Here is a 16479-nt window from a genome sequence, read left to right on the forward strand (position 1 = left end):
GTGTCGGCAGCATTGCCCGGATTGTGAATAAGAAGCACGATTATAGCGCAATTTATCGATGTCGTTGCAACAAGAATACGTGATCGCTTTGCTTGATGGGAGTGAGAAATGGTGGGATGCTCAAACGCACCCCACCTTAAGGGCTACGAACTGTTCCGATGATTTAAATTTCGATCCTGCAACAGCCCGATTATTCTCAAAAAATTTTGAAATTCTAGCAGATTTTGCGCAACGCGCCGTGCGCCATCCAGACTGAGCGTTTGGCCGATTTGTCGGACTGGCATATTTTTTTGGTAGTCTGGCCAGATTTTTTTTAATTGGGTCATTGCGTGGTCACTTGTCGCGGGAAGATGGTTTTCACGGGGTGTAAAATGGCGAAGCAAAAATGATTCGTGGCAGGGACGTTGCCAGATAATGATTAATTTACCGTTTTTTGTGGCCTTGTCTTTGCAGGCTTGTTCTTCATGCTGATTTTCTATTTTGTCAGCGTCTAATATTAGAAATTTATGTTTGTATTGTTCGCGGTTTTCTTCTTCATGTCTGATTTTTCTTGCTGCCATTTCGATGCGGTTTAGGGAATTTCCCCCGCGACCGAGATCGTGAATATCAAGTTTAACAGGGATATTTTTATCCCGGCACAAATCACTGAGCCATTTGACATAATTACATTCGGAGGCCCCTTCGCCGCCGACGAAAATCCGTTTCCGTTGTGGTATTCGGCGGTGGATTTGTGTCATCCGATTTGTGGGACCGCGCCATAGATGCCTGACAGATATTTGCTGCGCAAATTGTCAGAGCGGCGGGCGATGTCGCGTGCTCGGAACAGGGAGGTTCGGCCCTGACGATCTTTCTCGCAGAATATGATTTCTTCCATCGATAGATCGTCCATTAAGGTTGCCGCGTGGCCGCTGAACCATAATTGCGCGTTCTTTGGATTCCGTTCGACGTCCCGAAACCAACCCAGAATCTCGTTTACTATTGCCGGGTGCAAAGCGGAACCTAACTCATCGATAACAGCGACGCCCCCGGTTTCGAGTGTTTTGGCGATTAGTGGATAAAGGCGGATGAAAGCACGCGTGCCATGGCTTTGGCGGTCCCAAGGCAATCCATGCTCCATACCGAGGTGCTTGAAACTAACAGAAAATCCATACTCATTCCTTTCGAGACACACATGTTCAATGCCAACATCAATTTTTTGAATAACAGCGTTTAATCCATTTAATAAAGCAGAATTCTGATAAATTGATCGTATCAGGGTTCCATCAAATAAGGATGGCTCTCTTTCAATCATAAAATTAATTGATGTTGCGATTTCTCGCCAGTATTTTGCGCCAGGATGGTTAAAATTGGCATAGTTGGCTATAATTGACGCGCGCGGATCGAGTGTATTCAAAAGATGCTCGAACCCTTTGATTGGAAATGACAGCGAGCCTTTTACGTTGTTGTTGCCATCACGCTCGAAAACACGCTGCCATTTGCCACGATCATTCGGACGCTGATGCAGGCTTTCGTGAGACACGGCATTGATCACGCCGTTAACCATGGTCAATTCCAGCTCATAACGACACGTGCCAAAGAGAACGTGTTCACCACGAGACACTCGCGCACCGAGTTCCGCGGTTGCGTTCATGATCGCTCCGAATTCCAAGGCGAATTTTATTGGACGGGATTTCGAATCGGGATGATTGAACTGGTCGATATAGGCATACTCTTGCCCAAGCAGTTCCTGCGACAATGCGTGGCGCTGAATAAAATTTACGACAAAGGCCAAAGCCATCAGAACATTGGTTTTTCCCGAAGCGTTTGCGCCAAACAAGGTCACGATTTTTGGGGCGCGGGTTGCCGATTGCGGAAAGATGGGCGCAAATCGATCGAAATCGTCAGGAACCTTTCCGGAAACGCGGAGGTCGATGACCTGGCGATCCTTGATCGAAAAAAAATTTTCGATCTCTATTTGATAGATCATTTTACGGCTCCGAAAGTCGATTATCGACGAAAAATTGTCGATAATCCGAATATAGGTGCAATTTTTTTCGGTTTCAACCACTTGTTGTCATGCATGGTTGGGTGATGAGGGGTCGCCGCGTTTGGGTGGCGCGACATGGTGGGATGCTCAAGCGCATTCCACCCTACGGGATGGGGGCCGATTCGTGGGATTGCAGGCGGAGCGAAAAGCGGGTGCAGCCGGGGAACTGGATGGTGCCGGTGAAGATGGCGCCGCCGTCGTTGGAGAAGCCGGTCATGGGGACCATGGCGTAGAAGGGTGGGCGTTTGAGCCAGTTGCTGGGGGTTAGGCGCAGGATGCCGAGCATGGGGTTGATGGTGCCGTGCATGAAGTAGACGCCTTGGGGGTGGGCGGCGGAGCCGTGATGGGGCGGCCAGAAGATGAAGGCGGCTTGTTGGTGGTTGGGGTGGTTGGGTTGTGTGAGGATTTTGAGATCAAGCTCGGTCAGGCCTTGGGCGCAGACATAGCTGCCGACATAATTGCGGACGGGGTACGGCGTGGGGGATTGGGCTTGGGCGGCGGGGGTGATGGCGGCGGGGGTGATGGTAAGCAGCAGGGCAGCGAGGCGGAGCGAAAAATGGGTGGGTCCGGGTTGGGTTGGGGGGAGCAAAATTAAAACCAGAGGTCGCGGACGCAGCGGCCATCTTTGGGGAGGTCTTGGAAGGTGTGGAGGCCGTCGAATGTGTCGATGGGGAGGTGGGCGACGGTTTCGGGTGGGGCGAGGCGGATATTGACGGCGATGCGGCGGCGGTTGGCTTCGTCGGACTGCAGGGCGCGCCAAGCGAGGACGTTGGCGCAATGGGAGCAAAACAGGATTTCGAGGCTGGGGTTGGGGGTATCGCTGCGGATATAGCGGCGGGTCGGGCCGGTGACGTGGATGCGTTCATTTTCGTAATCATAGGCCCAGAGCACGCCGTAGCAGCGGCAGAGGGTGCAGTTGCAGGCGGTGATCGAGCCGGGATCGCCTTCGAGGGTCCAGTGGCATTGGCCGCAATGGCAGGTGCCGGTGAGGATTTGGGGTTCGGTCATGACGGGGTTTTGGGGGTGGGCGGCGGCGCGAAAGAATCGGGCATGCGGACGGCGACGACTTCGCCTTGGACGGTTTCGATGCCGTTGACGAGGATGCTGGAGTGGATGGTGATTTTGCGGGGTGATTGGCTGATGATGCGGCCCCGGATCAAAAGTTCGGGGCCGAGGGGGGTTGGTTTGAGGTAGGTGAGTTTGAGGCTGCCGGTGACGAAGCGCAGGGCGGGCAGGCTGTCCATAGCGCGGGATTCGGCGCGGTAGGCGGCGGCGGCGGCGGTGCCGGTGCTGTGGCAATCGATCAAGGAGGCGAGCAGGCCGCCATAGACGAAGCCGGGGACGGCGATATGTTCGGGCAGCGGGGTGAAGCGGGTGATGGTTTCATCGCCATCCCAATAGGTTTTGATTTGGTGGCCTTTGGCGTTGGCGCGACCGCAGCCATAGCAATGGGCGGTTTCGTCTGGGTAGTAATCCTGGAAGGCGCGGTGCGGCGGGGTGAGCATGGGTTGATCCGTGGGTGAGGCCGAGGCGGGAGACTCAAGGTTCGGTGAGGAGGGCATCGAGCGGCGCGAAGATATGGGCGGGGCCGTAATGGTTGGTGATGTAGGCGAGGGCGCGCAAATCGCTGGGCGGGGTGGCGAGGTTGGCGAGGATGGCGCGGATGAAATCTTGCGGGGTGGTGGCTTGGATGAAGGGGCTGGCCGGGTCGGCGGCGAGGCCTTCGAGGGCGGCGGGGCTGGCGATGGTGGTCAGGCCGTGGCGAGCATAGTCGAGCAGTTTGATTTTCAGGCCGGAGCCGGCGCGCAGCGGTGCGATGGCGAGGCTGGCGCGGTGCAGGATGGGGGCCAGATCCGGCACGCGGCCATGGCGGTGGACGCCGCGTGGCAGCGGGCTGAGGGACAGGGCGCAATCGCCCACCAGATCGAGCCGCAGGTCAGGCCGGCGGGCGTGCAGGCGGGGCCAGATGGATTCGAGGAACCAGCGCAGACCATCGAGATTGGGCAGGGAGGCGCTGCCGAGAAAGACCAGGGAGGATAGGTCGCGCAGGGTGCCGGGGACGCGCGGGATGGCGGTGGCGGGCATGGGCACGGTGATGACTTGGCGATCCGGGCACATGGCGGCGATCAGGGCGGCTTCGTCCGGCTGGATGGCGACGATGCTGGAGGCTTTGTTCAGGAGCAGGGTTTCATCCGCGCGGGTGAGGTGTTCGGGGCGGAGCGACAGGCCGGCGAGGCTGAGGGCGGCGTGGCGGCGATGGAACAGATCATGGGCGATCAGGATGGATTTTTTGCCTTGCAGGGCCGGGTGATCGAGCAAGGGCGCGCGGAAGATGGTGTCGATAATGATCGCGTCCGGGTTAAGGGCGGGGAGGCGTGTGGCGATCCAGTGCGCTTGGCGGATGGTGATTGGCGCGCCGAGGGTGGCGCGGTGGGGGGCCGTGCTGGCGCGGCGCGGCAGGGTGCGGCGGATCAGGTTGGCGATGGTGCGCGGTTCGGCGGCGATCAGGTGCTTGCCGATTGAGAAGAGGCGCGGGCCGAGCACCGGGATGTTCGGGCGGGGCACGATCAGGCGGTTCAGGCGCGGGCGGGTGAGGAACAGGGTGATGTGATGGCCTTGGGCGCGCCAATGGCTGATCAAAGCATGGTTATAGGCGAGGTGGCCGGCGCGACCGGGGGCGGGCAGTTCATCGGTGATGAAGGCGAGGTTGAGGGTGCGCGCCCGCGCAGGGATGCGGGCGCGCGATGGCGAGTTGATGAGGCGATCAGGCGGCAGGAGAGGTCGCCACGCCGGCTTGTGCAAGGAGGGTTTGCAGCTCGCCGGATTGGAACATTTCGGTCACGATGTCACAGCCGCCGACGAATTCGCCTTTGACGTAGAGCTGCGGCACGGTGGGCCAGTTCGAGAATTGTTTGATGCCTTCGCGCAGGCCGTCATCCTCGAGCACGTTCGCGGTTTTGAACGGCACGCCCATATGGGTGAGGATTTGCACCACGCGGGCGGAGAAGCCGCATTGGGGGAACATGGCGGTGCCCTTCATGTAGAGCATGACATCGTTGCTGGTGATGTCGGACTTGATGCGATCTTCGGTGGTGGACATTTTTGCTCCTTGGCGGGTGGCCAATCGGTGGAAGGATTAATCGGGGGCGGAGGTTTGCAAGGCGAGGGCGTGCAAGGCGCCGCCCATGCGGCCTTGCAGGGCACTATAGACGAGCTGGTGTTGACGCACCCGCGACAGGCCACGGAAGGCGGCGCTGACCACGGTGGCGGCGTAGTGATCGCCATCGCCGGCGAGGTCTTCGACCGTGATGGTGGCATCCGGGAGGGCGGCTTTGATCAGGGCTTCGATGTCAGCGGCCGCCATGGCCATGATGGGGGTGTCCTTGGATCAGGGTTGGCTGCGAGATCAGGCGAACCATTCGGTGAAGAAACGCTGATTCGCTTCTCGCAAGGTTGTTATAGATATGGCTTTGCCATCGGGCAGTGTCAAATGGCCCGACGCGGCGTGATGGGGCGGTTCGACATGGCCGATTTGTGTTGCGGGAATGGAGGCGGCGGCGGCGGCGGCGAGCAAGGGCGCGGGGTGGGGGGTGGCGATGATGTAGCGCGCTTGGTCTTCGCCGAACCAGAAAGCGTGGGGCGGCACGGTGAGCGGTTGGTGGGTGAGGGTGAGGCCGATATTGGCAGCGAGGGCCATTTCGGCGAGGGCGATGAGCAGGCCGCCATCGGACAGATCGTGGCAGGCGCTGACATGGCCGTGGGTGATTTGGGTGCGGACGAAATCGCCATGGGTGCGTTCGGCGTGGTAATTGAGGCTTGGGGGTGCGCCTTGCTCCTGGTGCAGGATTTCGCGCAGCCAGAGTGATTGGCCGAGCTCGCCGGTGGTGGCGCCGATCAGGATCAAGGTGTCGCCGTGGCGGGGCGCGATGCCGACGGCTCTGGCGGCATGGTCGATCACGCCGAGGCCGCCGATGGCGGGGGTGGGCAGGATCGGCTGGCCTTCGGTTTCGTTATAGAGCGAGACATTGCCGGAGACGATGGGGAAATCGAGCGCGCGGCAGGCTGCGCCCATGCCGCGAATGGCGGCGACGATTTGGCCCATGACTTTGGGCTTTTCCGGGTTGCCGAAATTGAGATTGTCGGTGACCGCGAGGGGGGTGGCGCCGGTGGCGGTGATGTTGCGCCAGGCTTCGATTACGGCTTGCGCGCCGCCTTGTTCGGGGTCGGCGGCGCAGTAGCGGGGGGTGCAATCGGTGGTGAGGGCGAGGGCGCGGTGGGTGCCGGGGATGCGCACGATGGCGGCATCCGCTTGGCCGGGGCGTTTGATGGTTTGACCGCCGACGGTGGCGTCATACTGGTCCCAGATCCAGTTTTTCGCCGCGAGATCCGGGCAGGCGAGCAGGCGCAGCAGGGCGGCTTCGAGGCCGACCGGGTCGTGCGGGACGGCGAGCGGTTCGGGGCGGGTGGGGAGCGTATAAGGGCGTTCGTAGAGCGGGGCTTCGTCGGCGAGGGGTTGGAGCGGAATATCGGCTTCGATGCGGCCTTGGTGGCGCACTTTGATGCGCCCGGTATCGGTGATGTGGCCGATGACGGCGAAATCCAGCTCCCATTTTTCGAAAATGGCGCGGGCCATGGCTTCGCGGGCGGGGTTGAGCACGATGAGCATGCGCTCTTGGGATTCCGAGAGCATCATTTCATAGGCACTCATGCCGGTTTCGCGCTGGGGCACGGCGTCGAGATCGAGCTCGATGCCGACGCCGCCTTTGCCGGCCATTTCGACCGAGGAGGAGGTGAGGCCGGCGGCGCCCATGTCTTGGATGGCGACGATGGCGTCGGTTGCCATTAATTCGAGGCAGGCTTCGATCAGGAGTTTTTCGATGAACGGGTCACCGACTTGCACGGTGGGGCGTTTTTCCTCGCTGTCGGCGGCGAATTCGGCGGAGGCCATGGTGGCACCGTGGATGCCATCGCGCCCGGTTTTCGAGCCGACATAGACCACCGGGTTGCCGATGCCGGCGGCGGCGGAGAGAAAAATTTTGTCTTGGGCGGCGATGCCGACGGTCATCGCGTTGACCAGCGGGTTGCCGTTATAGGCGGGGTGAAAATTAGTCTCGCCGCCGACGGTGGGCACGCCGACGCAATTGCCGTAGCCGCCGATGCCGCGCACCACGCCATCGACCACGCGTTTGGTGACGGGCAAAGAAGGATCGCCGAAGCGCAGCGCGTTGAGATTGGCGATTGGGCGCGCCCCCATGGTGAAGACATCGCGCAGGATGCCGCCGACGCCGGTGGCAGCGCCTTGGAACGGCTCGATGAAGCTGGGGTGGTTATGGCTTTCCATTTTGAAAATGGCGGCGAGCCCTTCGCCGATATCGACCACGCCGGCATTTTCGCCGGGGCCGTGGATCACCCAGGGGGCGGTGGTGGGCAGGGTTTTCAGCCAGATGCGCGAGGATTTGTAGGAGCAATGCTCGGACCACATGACCGAGAAAATGCCGAGTTCGGTGAGGCTGGGGGTGCGGCCCATGATGGTGAGCACGCGCTGATATTCGGCGTCTGACAGGCCGAAGGAACGGGCGAGGTCGGGCGTGATGGGCTGGGTCATGCGGTGATCCCGATGCTGGCGAGGCTGTCGAACAGAGGTTTGCCGTCGGTGCCGCCGGTGAGCGGATCGATCAAATTCTCAGGGTGTGGCATCAGGCCGAGGATGCGCAGATTGGGCGAGAGGATGCCGGCGATATTGCGTGCGGAGCCGTTCAGATTGGCCTCGGGGGTGACGGCCCCGTCGGGCGTGACATAGCGGAGTGCAATCAGGTTTTCGGCTTCGAGCTGGTCGAGTGTCGCGGCGTCGGCGATGTAATTGCCATCGCCATGGGCCATTGGGGCGCGGAACACGGCGCCGCGCTGATAATGGTCGGTGAAGACCGTATCGCTCCGCTCGACGCGCAAATGGCAATCCATCGAGAGAAAGCGCAGCGATTGGTTGCGCAGCAAGGCGCCGGGGAGCAATTGGGCTTCGGTGAGGATTTGAAAGCCGTTGCAGACACCCAGAATATAGCCGCCGCGCGCGGCGTGATCGGCCACGGCGCGCATGATCGGCGATTGGGCGGCCATGGCCCCGCAGCGCAGATAATCGCCATAGGAGAAGCCGCCGGGGATCACCACCAGATCGATCCCGGTGAGGGTGGTTTCGCGATGCCAGATCAGCTTGGGTTTGTGGCCGAGGCTGGATTCCAGCGCGATGGCGATGTCACGCTCGCGATTAATGCCGGGGAACAGGATGATGGCTGCTTGCATAAGGACGCTCCGATTCCTGCGCGTCTTGCCCGGCAATGCGGGCGGACGCAACTCTTGGCTGGGTTACCGGAAATGAATTTCGCCGAGCGTGGTCAGGGTGGTGCGGTTGCTGAGGAACGGCGCGTGGAGAAAATCCCAGATTGTGTATTGCTCGGCGTAGCGATGGGCGGCGGAGAGGCCATCGGCGGGGAGGATGACACGGTAGCCGCGATAGGCGGCTTCGCTGCCGGTGGCGAGCACAGCGCCTTCGGCGGCGGTGCCGGTGACGATGACGGTGCGGATGTGATCGGCGCGCAGCAAGGCCGCGAGGTTGGTGTGCAGGAATTTATCCGGTCCGGATTGGACCATTTTCGCTCCGGGGCGCGGCGCGAGGGCGGGGTTGATGTCCGCCGGGTGGCCGCTGAGGACGTAGGAATAGATGATGGTTGCGTGCGCGGCGCGGGCGCGGGCGAGCAAGGCGGCGGTGGGTTTGAGGGTGGCGAGGCAGCGCGGGCGGTGGGTGGCGTTGCAGGTTTGCGAGACGAAATCGAGCAGCAGCAGGGCGGTGGTTTTGGGGTTGAGGGTGACGGCGACCGGCTTGGGCGCGGCGGGGGGTTTGATGCTCGACCAGGTGTTGAGGACGCTGTGCGCCTGGGCAGTTGAGGCGAGGGCGGTTGAGGCGGGGGCGGTGAGCAGCAGGAGGGCGAGGGCGGTGCGGGTGGGGCGGGACATTTTTGCTCCTGGGGCGGTGGGGGCTGGTGTGGGGGCGGCTGGTGTGGGGGCGGCTGTTGTGGGGGCGGCGGGCGGCGCGACAATCACGTTGGCGCGAGCATCGGTTGAATTCGCGGTTTGGTTTACCCAAACGAGGGCGACTATTCCAGTGAGGAGCGATGCTGATGATCCGAGCCATGACCCGGTTTGCTGCGCGGCGCTATACTGAGAGCAAGGTGCCGGAGATCAGCTTGGCGTTTTGGGTGGCGAAAATTCTCTCGACCGCGATGGGCGAGGCGACATCCGATTTTCTGGTGTTTCATACCAACCCCTATGCGGCGGTAGCGGCGGGGGCGCTGGGGTTTTTGGCGGCGCTGGGGCTGCAAATGGCGCAGCGGCGCTATCGACCCCTCACTTACTGGTTGCTGGTGGTGATGATCAGTGTGTTCGGCACGATGGTTGCCGATGTGATCCATGTGGTGCTGGGCGTGCCTTATATGGCTTCGAGTGCCGGGTTTTTGCTGGCGTTGGGGGCGATTTTGCTGGCCTGGTATCGGAGCGAGGGCACATTATCGATCGATTCGATCCGCTCGGCCCGGCGCGAAGGGTTTTATTGGGCGACGGTGATGGCGACGTTTGCGCTGGGCACGGCGGCGGGGGATTTGACCGCCTCGACGTTTGGGCTGGGCTATTGGCCCTCGGCGCTGGTGTTCACAATGCTGTTTGCAATGCCGGGGCTACTTTATGCGGCGGGGCGGTTGAATGCGATTGCCGGGTTTTGGACGGCCTATATTCTGACGCGACCGATGGGGGCCTCGTTTGCCGATTGGGTCGATAAGCCGGTGGCGATGTCTGGGCTGGGCTATGGCACGCCGTTGACCAGCGCGGTGCTGAGTGCGGCGGTGGCGCTGGCGGTGGGGTATATTATGCTGCGCTATCGGCGCGGGAACCTGCAGGCGTTAGCGTGAGCGGTGGGCTGGTTGCTGGCGCTGAATAAAGTGATTGGCAGGATGCGGAGGATCGATTAAGCTCATTACGAAAATTAATAAAAGGGGGTTTCGGATGAGCATCGTTCCGTCGCAGCATCGGCTGCAATCTGGTGCGCTGGGGTTGCCGCAGATTGTGGCCTCCACGCTTGCGAATATCGCACCGGCCATGAGTTTTTTCTTTGGTTTTGGGCTGATTGTCAGCGGGGCGGGGGTTGGCGCGCCGCTGACGATTTTGGTGGCGATGGTGGTGATTTTATTTTTGACCAACACGCTGGCTGAATTTTCCCGTTATCGGCCTTCCACCGGCAGTTTTGTGACGTTTATTGGCATGGCGTTCGGACCGGTGGCGGGGGCCGCGGCTTCGGTGTTTGTGGTGTTTGGGTATTTGGTGGCGGCGGCTTCGGTGGTTGCGATTTCGGGTGGGTGGGCGCATGACACGCTGAAATTGTTTCTGGGTGTTAACATTCCCTGGCAAGTGCTGAGCGTGGTGGCGACCGGCATTGTCGGGCTGTTGGTGGCGCGGGGGATTGCGCTTTCCACCTTGTGGGCGGCGGTGTTTTTCTATTTTGAGTTGGCGCTGTTGCTGGTGGGCGCCGTGGTGATGCTGGTGGTGAACCGGGCGCATTTGACGCTGGCGCCGTTTGAATGGAGCCATCTTTCCGGCGGGTTGAAGGGCATTGGGCTTGGGTTTCCGATTGCGATTTATCTGTTCATTGGCTGGGAAAATTCGGCGACATTGGCGGAGGAGACTCGCGATGCGCGGCGCAATATTCCCCGCGCGCTGATTATTGGCACGCTCTCGATCGGGATTTTGTATATGATGTTGGCGTATGCCACCGAGATTGCGTTTCATAATAATGCGGTGGCGATTGGTAAATCTGATATTCCGTTTGTGGATGCATTTAAAAGCTCGGCGGCGGCGTTTTTGATTGTGGCGTATTTGGCGGGGTTGACCAGTATTTTTTCATCGTTACTGGGACTGACCAATAGTCAAGCGCGGATTTTGTTCAACTCCGGGCGAGAGGGATTGCTGCCGGTATTTTTTGGCAAGATCCATCCGCGCCATCGCACGCCCTCGGTGGCGATGTGGAGTTTTGTGTTATTTGCGCTGGCAATTGTGTTGGTGTTTGGGATTGGCGTGAAGCCGGTTGATTTGTTCGGCGAGACCGGATCGCTCGGTACAATTCCGGTGATTATCACCTATTTGGTGACGAATTTGGCGTTGCCGGTTTATATGCTGCGCTATCATCGGGAGGCGTTCAACCCGATCAAACATTTAATTATTCCGCTGGTGGGGACCGGGTTGATGCTGTTTCCGCTGTGGGGTTTGGTGCAGCCGGGGCAGCCGAAGCCGTATAATTTGTTTCCGTATATTGCGCTCGCGATGTTGGTGGCCTCGATTATGTATGGGCTGGTGCTGAATCGGCGTGATCCGGCTTTGGTGCAGAAAATCGGCTCTTATGTGGCCGATGAGGAGGTTTGAGCGGGGATGGCGGCGGGGGTGGATCAGGGTTTTCGGGCGATCAGGTCGATCAGGGCGGAGGGGCCGTGATGGGCGGTGCCTTCGGCGATTTCGGCATCATGGCTGTGGAGATGGAGGAGTGTCAGATCCGCGAATTCGGTGCGGAGCAGATCTTCGGTGTAGCAATGGGCGGGATCGCTCGGGCCGCCGGTGCCGTTGGCGATTTGTTCGGGGCGGTAGCCTTGCAGGAGCAAAATGCCGCCGGGGCGCAGGGCGGCGACCATGTTGGCGAAAAAGGCCGGGCGGGCGGCGGGTGGCACGAATTGCACGAAAATGGCGACCACGGCATCGTAGGCGGCGACCGGCCAGGTCCAGCGCAATAAGTCGGCTTGTTCGCTATGGAGCGCGACGCCTTGGGCGGCGGCGAGCTGTTGCGCCCTCGCGATGGCGGTGGCGGAATATTCGACGGCGTGAACCTGATGGCCGCGTGAGGCGAGAAAGACGCCGTTGCGCCCTTCCCCATCGGCCACGGCGAGGATTTTTGCGGCGGGGGGAAGATGGGCAGCGGCCTCGACCAGGAAGCGGTTGGGCTCGGTGCCGAACAGATAGGTGCTGGTTGCGGCGTATCGGGCTTCCCAGCGGGCTTCGGGCGGGAGATCGGTCATTGTGCGGATTCCGGGGGTGAGCGATTTTGCGCTGTCGGAGACAGCATTTGATATATGGTATTTGTGGAATGGGACGCGGTTGTCAATTGATGCGCGGATGGGGGGTTCGGCGCTCGCGCAGAGGGTTGGTTTGAGGGCGCTGGACATTGCGTCGCGCGATCGGCGGAACAATGCATTGACGGACGCATAAATGCGTCGACCAAACTCGTCGCGCACACTGAATTGGTCCCGACGGTCTATTTTGGTCCAGTTATTTTTTGGTGAATCAATAAAAGGCGGATCTTCTGGACCAAAAAAGACCCTATATTATCTTTCAATATATATTATTTTGGTCTAAACCAATTTCGAAAGGAAGCCGCCATGGTTAACAGGATCGATAAAAACGCGCTGAAGCAGGCTATGAACGCCAAACGGATGGCGCCGAAAGTTCTTGCTGAAAAGAGTGGTCTTTCGCCAAAGACGATTGGAAGATTGCTTGATCCGCCGGCAGGCCGCGGGAAGCGACCACAACACGTTGAAACCGTCATGGCGCTGGCCGAGGCGCTCGATGTGTCTCCAGATTTTCTCACCGGAGAGATCAGGCGGAACAGTTCCGCGCCGGTTCCGTCAAAGGAGGGGGCCGATAGTTGGTGCTCGCCGCATTCGCAAATCAATGTTCGGATCGACCACGCTACGCGGAACGCAATCCATATTATTGCCGCTCGCTATGGGGTTAAAATTCAGCAGATCGTCAAGTTGGCACCGTTATTGTTTTTATGCGTTGCAGAGCAAAGCCTAGCGCAGCGGCAGACTAGACTTGAAGCTTTGGCGCAAAATGAACAAGAGGCCTTTGAGATTGGGAAGGGACTGCGGCATTTATCGAATCTCATCTGGGCGAATCCTTACCGAGAAGAAATAACGGAGTGTGAGCGCGCGTCAATTGATAAACGCGACATATTTGCGCGTGATTTATTTGAAAAAACGGATGAGGTTTGCTCTCAATCGTTTTATGATAACGAATATTCTGGAAATCCGTTTGCAATTTTCCTAAAAGATTTTGCTCGAGGCTCTACGCCGCTCATCCAAGTTGATCAATGCGGCCCAGATGCCGATACGACAAGTTTCACAACAGAAAAACTATTCGCAGAACTCTATCCGGACGATCCAATTTTAGCCAGGGGACTAGCGAACGGAACGGTCGGACTACATGAAATTCCTACAGAAATCAGAGGTAGCGAATCCGTTAAGAAATGGTTGCGCGATAAGATAGAGGAAAGAGTGGAAGAAATCAAAAAATCGATGAAGAATACAGAACAAATTATAGCGCCCGGAATTCGGCGATCCTCTAACTCGCTTGTGGAGAACGATCATGAGTGAATTAATGTATACTGATCATGCGCAAACCCGCACCGGACAACGAGGAATGTCGTATGCCGATGTGGAACTGATTACCAGGCATGGCATTGAGGTTGAGCGGGGTTTTATGCTGACCGAAAAGGCAGGGCGCGCGTATATCGATACGTTGAAACAGCAAATCCGACAAATGGAACGTCTCATCGGGACACGTGTTGTTTGCGACGGCACCATAGTTATTACGGCATATCGTCCAGGAAGACGTAAATCTCAATCGTTGTTGAGGCGCAGCCTTCGTCGAGATCGGAGGTAATTGAGATGAAGATTGAAATCAACGCCGAAGGGTATCATCCTGTGACCATTACGTTATCTCCGATTGACGCCAAGCTTCCCGATGTCGAAGCTGAACCTGATAACGAAAGTTGTGAGGATCAGGCAGAAACGCTTGCTGCAGGGGGCGCTCAGATTGCTGCTCCAGCCATCGGCGGTAAGCAGTTTGCATTTTGTATGCTTGGTGAGACTCATACAGCAATTAACGAAACAGACCGATTTGTCAAAATACTGAGGTTTCTAGCCGAACTTGCTCCTGAGAAACTGCCCGCTCTTTCCGATTTGTTGCTTGGTTCCAAGCGGCGCACCATAGCAAGTAGTCCGTCCCTGGTTTACTTGAAAAAGCGGCAGTATGGACGCGCCCACAAGATTGCCGCAGGATGGTATGTCGACACCAATATGGATTCTGCTCGCAAGCGTTCGCTGCTCAAAAAGATCAGTGATTTTCTCGGGCTAGAATTTGGACGTGATATTTTATTGTTCTGATTGCTATATCACTTAGTTATCTGCCGCGAAGCTTTGCGACCAAGCTACGTGTACGGGTGAGTAGTAATGAAATAAAAAACCGGCCCCATGGCTGGGACCGGTTTTCGTTAGTGCCTGTTCGGCGCGAAAATTAGGAGGAATAATACATTTCAAATTCGACGGGGTGGGGGGTGTGTTCGAAGCGGTAGACTTCGCCCCATTTCAGTTCGATGTAGCTTTCGATTTGTTCTTTGCTGAACACGTCGCCGGCGAGGAGGAAGTCGTGGTCGGCGGCGAGGGCGCCGAGGGCTTCGCGGAGGCTGCCGCAGACGGTGGGGATGCCTTTGAGTTCCTCGGGCGGCAGGTCGTACAAATCCTTATCCATCGGGTCGCCGGGGTGGATTTTGTTTTTGATCCCATCGATCCCGGCCATCGCGATGGCGGAATAGGCGAGGTAGGGGTTGGCTGTCGGGTCGGGGAAGCGGACTTCGACGCGTTTGGCTTTGGGGTTGGTGGTGTAGGGGATGCGGCAGGAGGCGGAGCGGTTGCGCGCGGAGTAGGCGAGCAGCACGGGCGCTTCGAAGCCGGGGATTAGGCGTTTATAGCTATTGGTGCTCGGGTTGGAGAAGGCATTGATGGCTTTGGCGTGTTTGATAATGCCGCCGATGAAATAGAGGCAGAGTTCGGAGAGATCCGCGTAGCCATTGCCGGCGAAGAGCGGCTTGCCGTTTTTCCAGATTGATTGGTGGGTGTGCATGCCGGAGCCGTTATCGCCATAGATGGGCTTGGGCATGAAGGTGGCGGTTTTGCCGTAGGAATGGGCGACGTTGTGGACGCAGTATTTGTAAATCTGCATCTGGTCGGCCATTTTGGTCAGTGAGTTGAAGCGGGTGCCGAGCTCGTGCTGGCTTTGGGCCACTTCGTGATGGTGTTTTTCGATGGGCAGGCCCATTTCGCCCATGGTGGCGAGCATTTCGGCGCGCAGATCGCTATCGCCATCGACCGGCGGGACGGGGAAATAGCCGCCTTTGACGCCGGGGCGGTGGCCCATATTGCCTTCCGGGTAGTCTTTCAGCGAGGAGCCGGGGCCTTCCATGCTATCGACCTGGTAGGTGCCGAAATTGCCGCCGGTGCCAAAGCGGACGCTGTCGAAAATGAAGAATTCGGCTTCGGCGCCGACCACGATGGTGTCACCGATGCCGGTGGATTTGAGGTAGGATTCGACGCGCTTGGCGGTGCCGCGCGGATCGCGGGCGTAGCCCATGCCGGTGGAGGGTTCGATGATGTCGCAGAACAGGATCATGCTCGGCTTGGCGGCGAACGGGTCCATCACGGCGGTTTCGGGGTCGGGCATCAGGATCATGTCCGACTCATTGATGGCTTTCCAGCCGGCGATGGAGGAGCCATCGAACATAATGCCGTCGCGGAAGGCATCGGCGTCCATGGTGGAAACATGTTGGGCGGTGTGCTGCCATTTGCCGCGCGGATCGGTGAAGCGGAGATCGACATATTCGACGCCGTTCTCCTTCATCATGTCCATCGCCTTGCTGATCGCATCGCCGGTTGCGGGCTTTTTCGCCATTCGAAGTCTCCCTGAGGGTCGTGAAGCGGCGCCGCCCCGTGCGACGCCGCTGTGATCGGGTTAAGGCACAATTCCGGGTGGGCCGGAAGGTGCGGGTGGATGAAATCTGACTGAGACCGAGATTGGGTTGGATGAAATCGGTCTTGGGTCAGGGTGTGAGAGCAATATTAGATCGCCGCCTCGCCTTTTTCGCCGGTGCGGATGCGGATGACTTCCTCGATGTTGGAGACGAAAATTTTGCCATCGCCGATGCGACCGGTGCGCGCGGCGTTGGTGATGGCTTCGATGGCGCGCTCGGCGACGGCATCTTCGCAAATCACTTCGATTTTCACCTTGGGGAGGAAATCGACCACATATTCCGCGCCGCGATAGAGCTCGGTATGGCCTTTTTGCCGACCAAAGCCTTTGGCTTCGGTGACGGTGATGCCCTGCAATCCGACTTCGTGAAGGGCTTCCTTCACTTCGTCGAGCTTGAACGGTTTGATGATCGCTTCGATTTTCTTCATCCGCTCCTCGCCCTTGTGCCGGGCGGCCTCCTTGTTGCGCAGCTTTGATCCAATTTTCTCGCCGCCAACCCGCGAGAGCGCGATTGAGCGACGAGCAGTAAGGTGGGGTGGTTCAAGGTCAGTCTGGTTCGTGGT

19 protein-coding genes are annotated in these 16479 nt (G+C 58.8%); 5 read left to right on the top strand and 14 right to left on the bottom strand.

What is annotated here, in order from left to right; genetic code table 11:
- Positions 1-143: 143 nt before the first annotated feature.
- The 11 genes from ACYUCQ_RS05955 to ACYUCQ_RS06005 form a co-directional block, all read right to left on the bottom strand.
- Entirely contained in the window at positions 144-737 is a 594-nt protein-coding gene (locus tag ACYUCQ_RS05955) for an RloB domain-containing protein (protein WP_460253598.1), read from the bottom strand.
- Complete coding sequence (locus ACYUCQ_RS05960) at positions 734-1966, bottom strand: AAA family ATPase (RefSeq protein ID WP_460253599.1); 1233 nt, start codon at positions 1964-1966, stop codon at positions 734-736. The genes ACYUCQ_RS05955 and ACYUCQ_RS05960 overlap by 4 nt, the downstream gene beginning before the upstream one ends.
- A 163-nt stretch (positions 1967-2129) precedes the next feature.
- Positions 2130-2615, bottom strand: coding sequence for a hypothetical protein (locus tag ACYUCQ_RS05965; RefSeq protein ID WP_460253600.1), 486 nt, complete (start codon positions 2613-2615; stop codon positions 2130-2132).
- A gap of 2 nt (positions 2616-2617) precedes the next feature.
- Positions 2618-3034, bottom strand: a complete 417-nt coding sequence (locus ACYUCQ_RS05970; RefSeq protein ID WP_460253601.1) for a GFA family protein — start codon at positions 3032-3034, stop codon at positions 2618-2620.
- Positions 3031-3531, bottom strand: a complete 501-nt coding sequence (locus ACYUCQ_RS05975; protein WP_460253602.1) for a PaaI family thioesterase — start codon at positions 3529-3531, stop codon at positions 3031-3033. Before ACYUCQ_RS05975 ends, ACYUCQ_RS05970 begins: the two co-directional genes overlap by 4 nt.
- Positions 3532-3565: 34 nt before the next feature.
- Positions 3566-4828, bottom strand: coding sequence for a glycosyltransferase (locus ACYUCQ_RS05980; protein ID WP_460253603.1), 1263 nt, complete (start codon positions 4826-4828; stop codon positions 3566-3568).
- On the bottom strand, positions 4791-5126 hold the full coding sequence (grxD, locus tag ACYUCQ_RS05985; protein ID WP_460253604.1) for a Grx4 family monothiol glutaredoxin: 336 nt from the start codon (positions 5124-5126) through the stop codon (positions 4791-4793). The genes ACYUCQ_RS05980 and grxD overlap by 38 nt, the downstream gene beginning before the upstream one ends.
- Positions 5127-5162: 36 nt before the next feature.
- The gene (locus ACYUCQ_RS05990; protein WP_460253605.1) at positions 5163-5396 is read right to left on the bottom strand and encodes a BolA family protein; all 234 of its coding nucleotides are present in this window, start codon (positions 5394-5396) and stop codon (positions 5163-5165) included.
- Positions 5397-5432: 36 nt separating this feature from the next.
- Positions 5433-7631: a phosphoribosylformylglycinamidine synthase subunit PurL gene (purL, locus tag ACYUCQ_RS05995; protein ID WP_460253606.1), complete on the bottom strand. Its 2199-nt coding sequence runs from the start codon at positions 7629-7631 to the stop codon at positions 5433-5435.
- Positions 7628-8323, bottom strand: a complete 696-nt coding sequence (gene purQ / locus ACYUCQ_RS06000; RefSeq protein ID WP_460253607.1) for a phosphoribosylformylglycinamidine synthase subunit PurQ — start codon at positions 8321-8323, stop codon at positions 7628-7630. The genes purL and purQ overlap by 4 nt, the downstream gene beginning before the upstream one ends.
- Positions 8324-8386: 63 nt before the next feature.
- Positions 8387-9121, bottom strand: a complete 735-nt coding sequence (locus ACYUCQ_RS06005; protein WP_460253608.1) for an isochorismatase family protein — start codon at positions 9119-9121, stop codon at positions 8387-8389.
- A 77-nt stretch (positions 9122-9198) separates the two neighbouring features.
- Between ACYUCQ_RS06005 and ACYUCQ_RS06010 the strand changes: the two genes are divergently transcribed.
- Positions 9199-9981 (top strand): COG4705 family protein, encoded by a 783-nt coding sequence (locus ACYUCQ_RS06010; RefSeq protein ID WP_460253609.1) that lies wholly within the window; start codon positions 9199-9201, stop codon positions 9979-9981.
- A 94-nt stretch (positions 9982-10075) separates the two neighbouring features.
- The gene (locus tag ACYUCQ_RS06015) at positions 10076-11485 is read left to right on the top strand and encodes an APC family permease (RefSeq protein ID WP_460253610.1); all 1410 of its coding nucleotides are present in this window, start codon (positions 10076-10078) and stop codon (positions 11483-11485) included.
- 23 nt (positions 11486-11508) lie between these two features.
- On the opposite strand, the gene ACYUCQ_RS06020 is transcribed toward ACYUCQ_RS06015, so the two are convergent.
- The gene (locus ACYUCQ_RS06020; RefSeq protein WP_460253611.1) at positions 11509-12129 is read right to left on the bottom strand and encodes a class I SAM-dependent methyltransferase; all 621 of its coding nucleotides are present in this window, start codon (positions 12127-12129) and stop codon (positions 11509-11511) included.
- A 360-nt stretch (positions 12130-12489) separates the two neighbouring features.
- On the opposite strand from ACYUCQ_RS06020, the gene ACYUCQ_RS06025 reads away from it, so the two are divergent.
- Genes ACYUCQ_RS06025 through ACYUCQ_RS06035 form a run of 3 tightly spaced genes read left to right on the top strand, consistent with a single transcriptional unit; the run spans position 12490 to position 14277 of the window.
- Positions 12490-13485 (top strand): helix-turn-helix domain-containing protein, encoded by a 996-nt coding sequence (locus ACYUCQ_RS06025; protein WP_460253612.1) that lies wholly within the window; start codon positions 12490-12492, stop codon positions 13483-13485.
- Entirely contained in the window at positions 13478-13774 is a 297-nt protein-coding gene (locus tag ACYUCQ_RS06030) for a hypothetical protein (RefSeq protein ID WP_460253613.1), read from the top strand. Before ACYUCQ_RS06025 ends, ACYUCQ_RS06030 begins: the two co-directional genes overlap by 8 nt.
- Before the next feature lie 5 nt (positions 13775-13779).
- Positions 13780-14277, top strand: a complete 498-nt coding sequence (locus tag ACYUCQ_RS06035) for a hypothetical protein (RefSeq protein ID WP_460253614.1) — start codon at positions 13780-13782, stop codon at positions 14275-14277.
- Between the two features lie 130 nt (positions 14278-14407).
- Here the strand turns inward: ACYUCQ_RS06035 and glnA are convergent, their stop codons facing one another.
- Together glnA and ACYUCQ_RS06045 are read right to left on the bottom strand one after the other, a co-directional pair.
- Complete coding sequence (gene glnA, locus ACYUCQ_RS06040; RefSeq protein ID WP_460253615.1) at positions 14408-15838, bottom strand: type I glutamate--ammonia ligase; 1431 nt, start codon at positions 15836-15838, stop codon at positions 14408-14410.
- 167 nt (positions 15839-16005) lie between these two features.
- The gene (locus ACYUCQ_RS06045) at positions 16006-16344 is read right to left on the bottom strand and encodes a P-II family nitrogen regulator (protein WP_460253616.1); all 339 of its coding nucleotides are present in this window, start codon (positions 16342-16344) and stop codon (positions 16006-16008) included.
- Positions 16345-16479 lie beyond the last annotated feature (135 nt).

It is taken from the genome of Acidiphilium sp. MT5, from assembly GCF_054767495.1.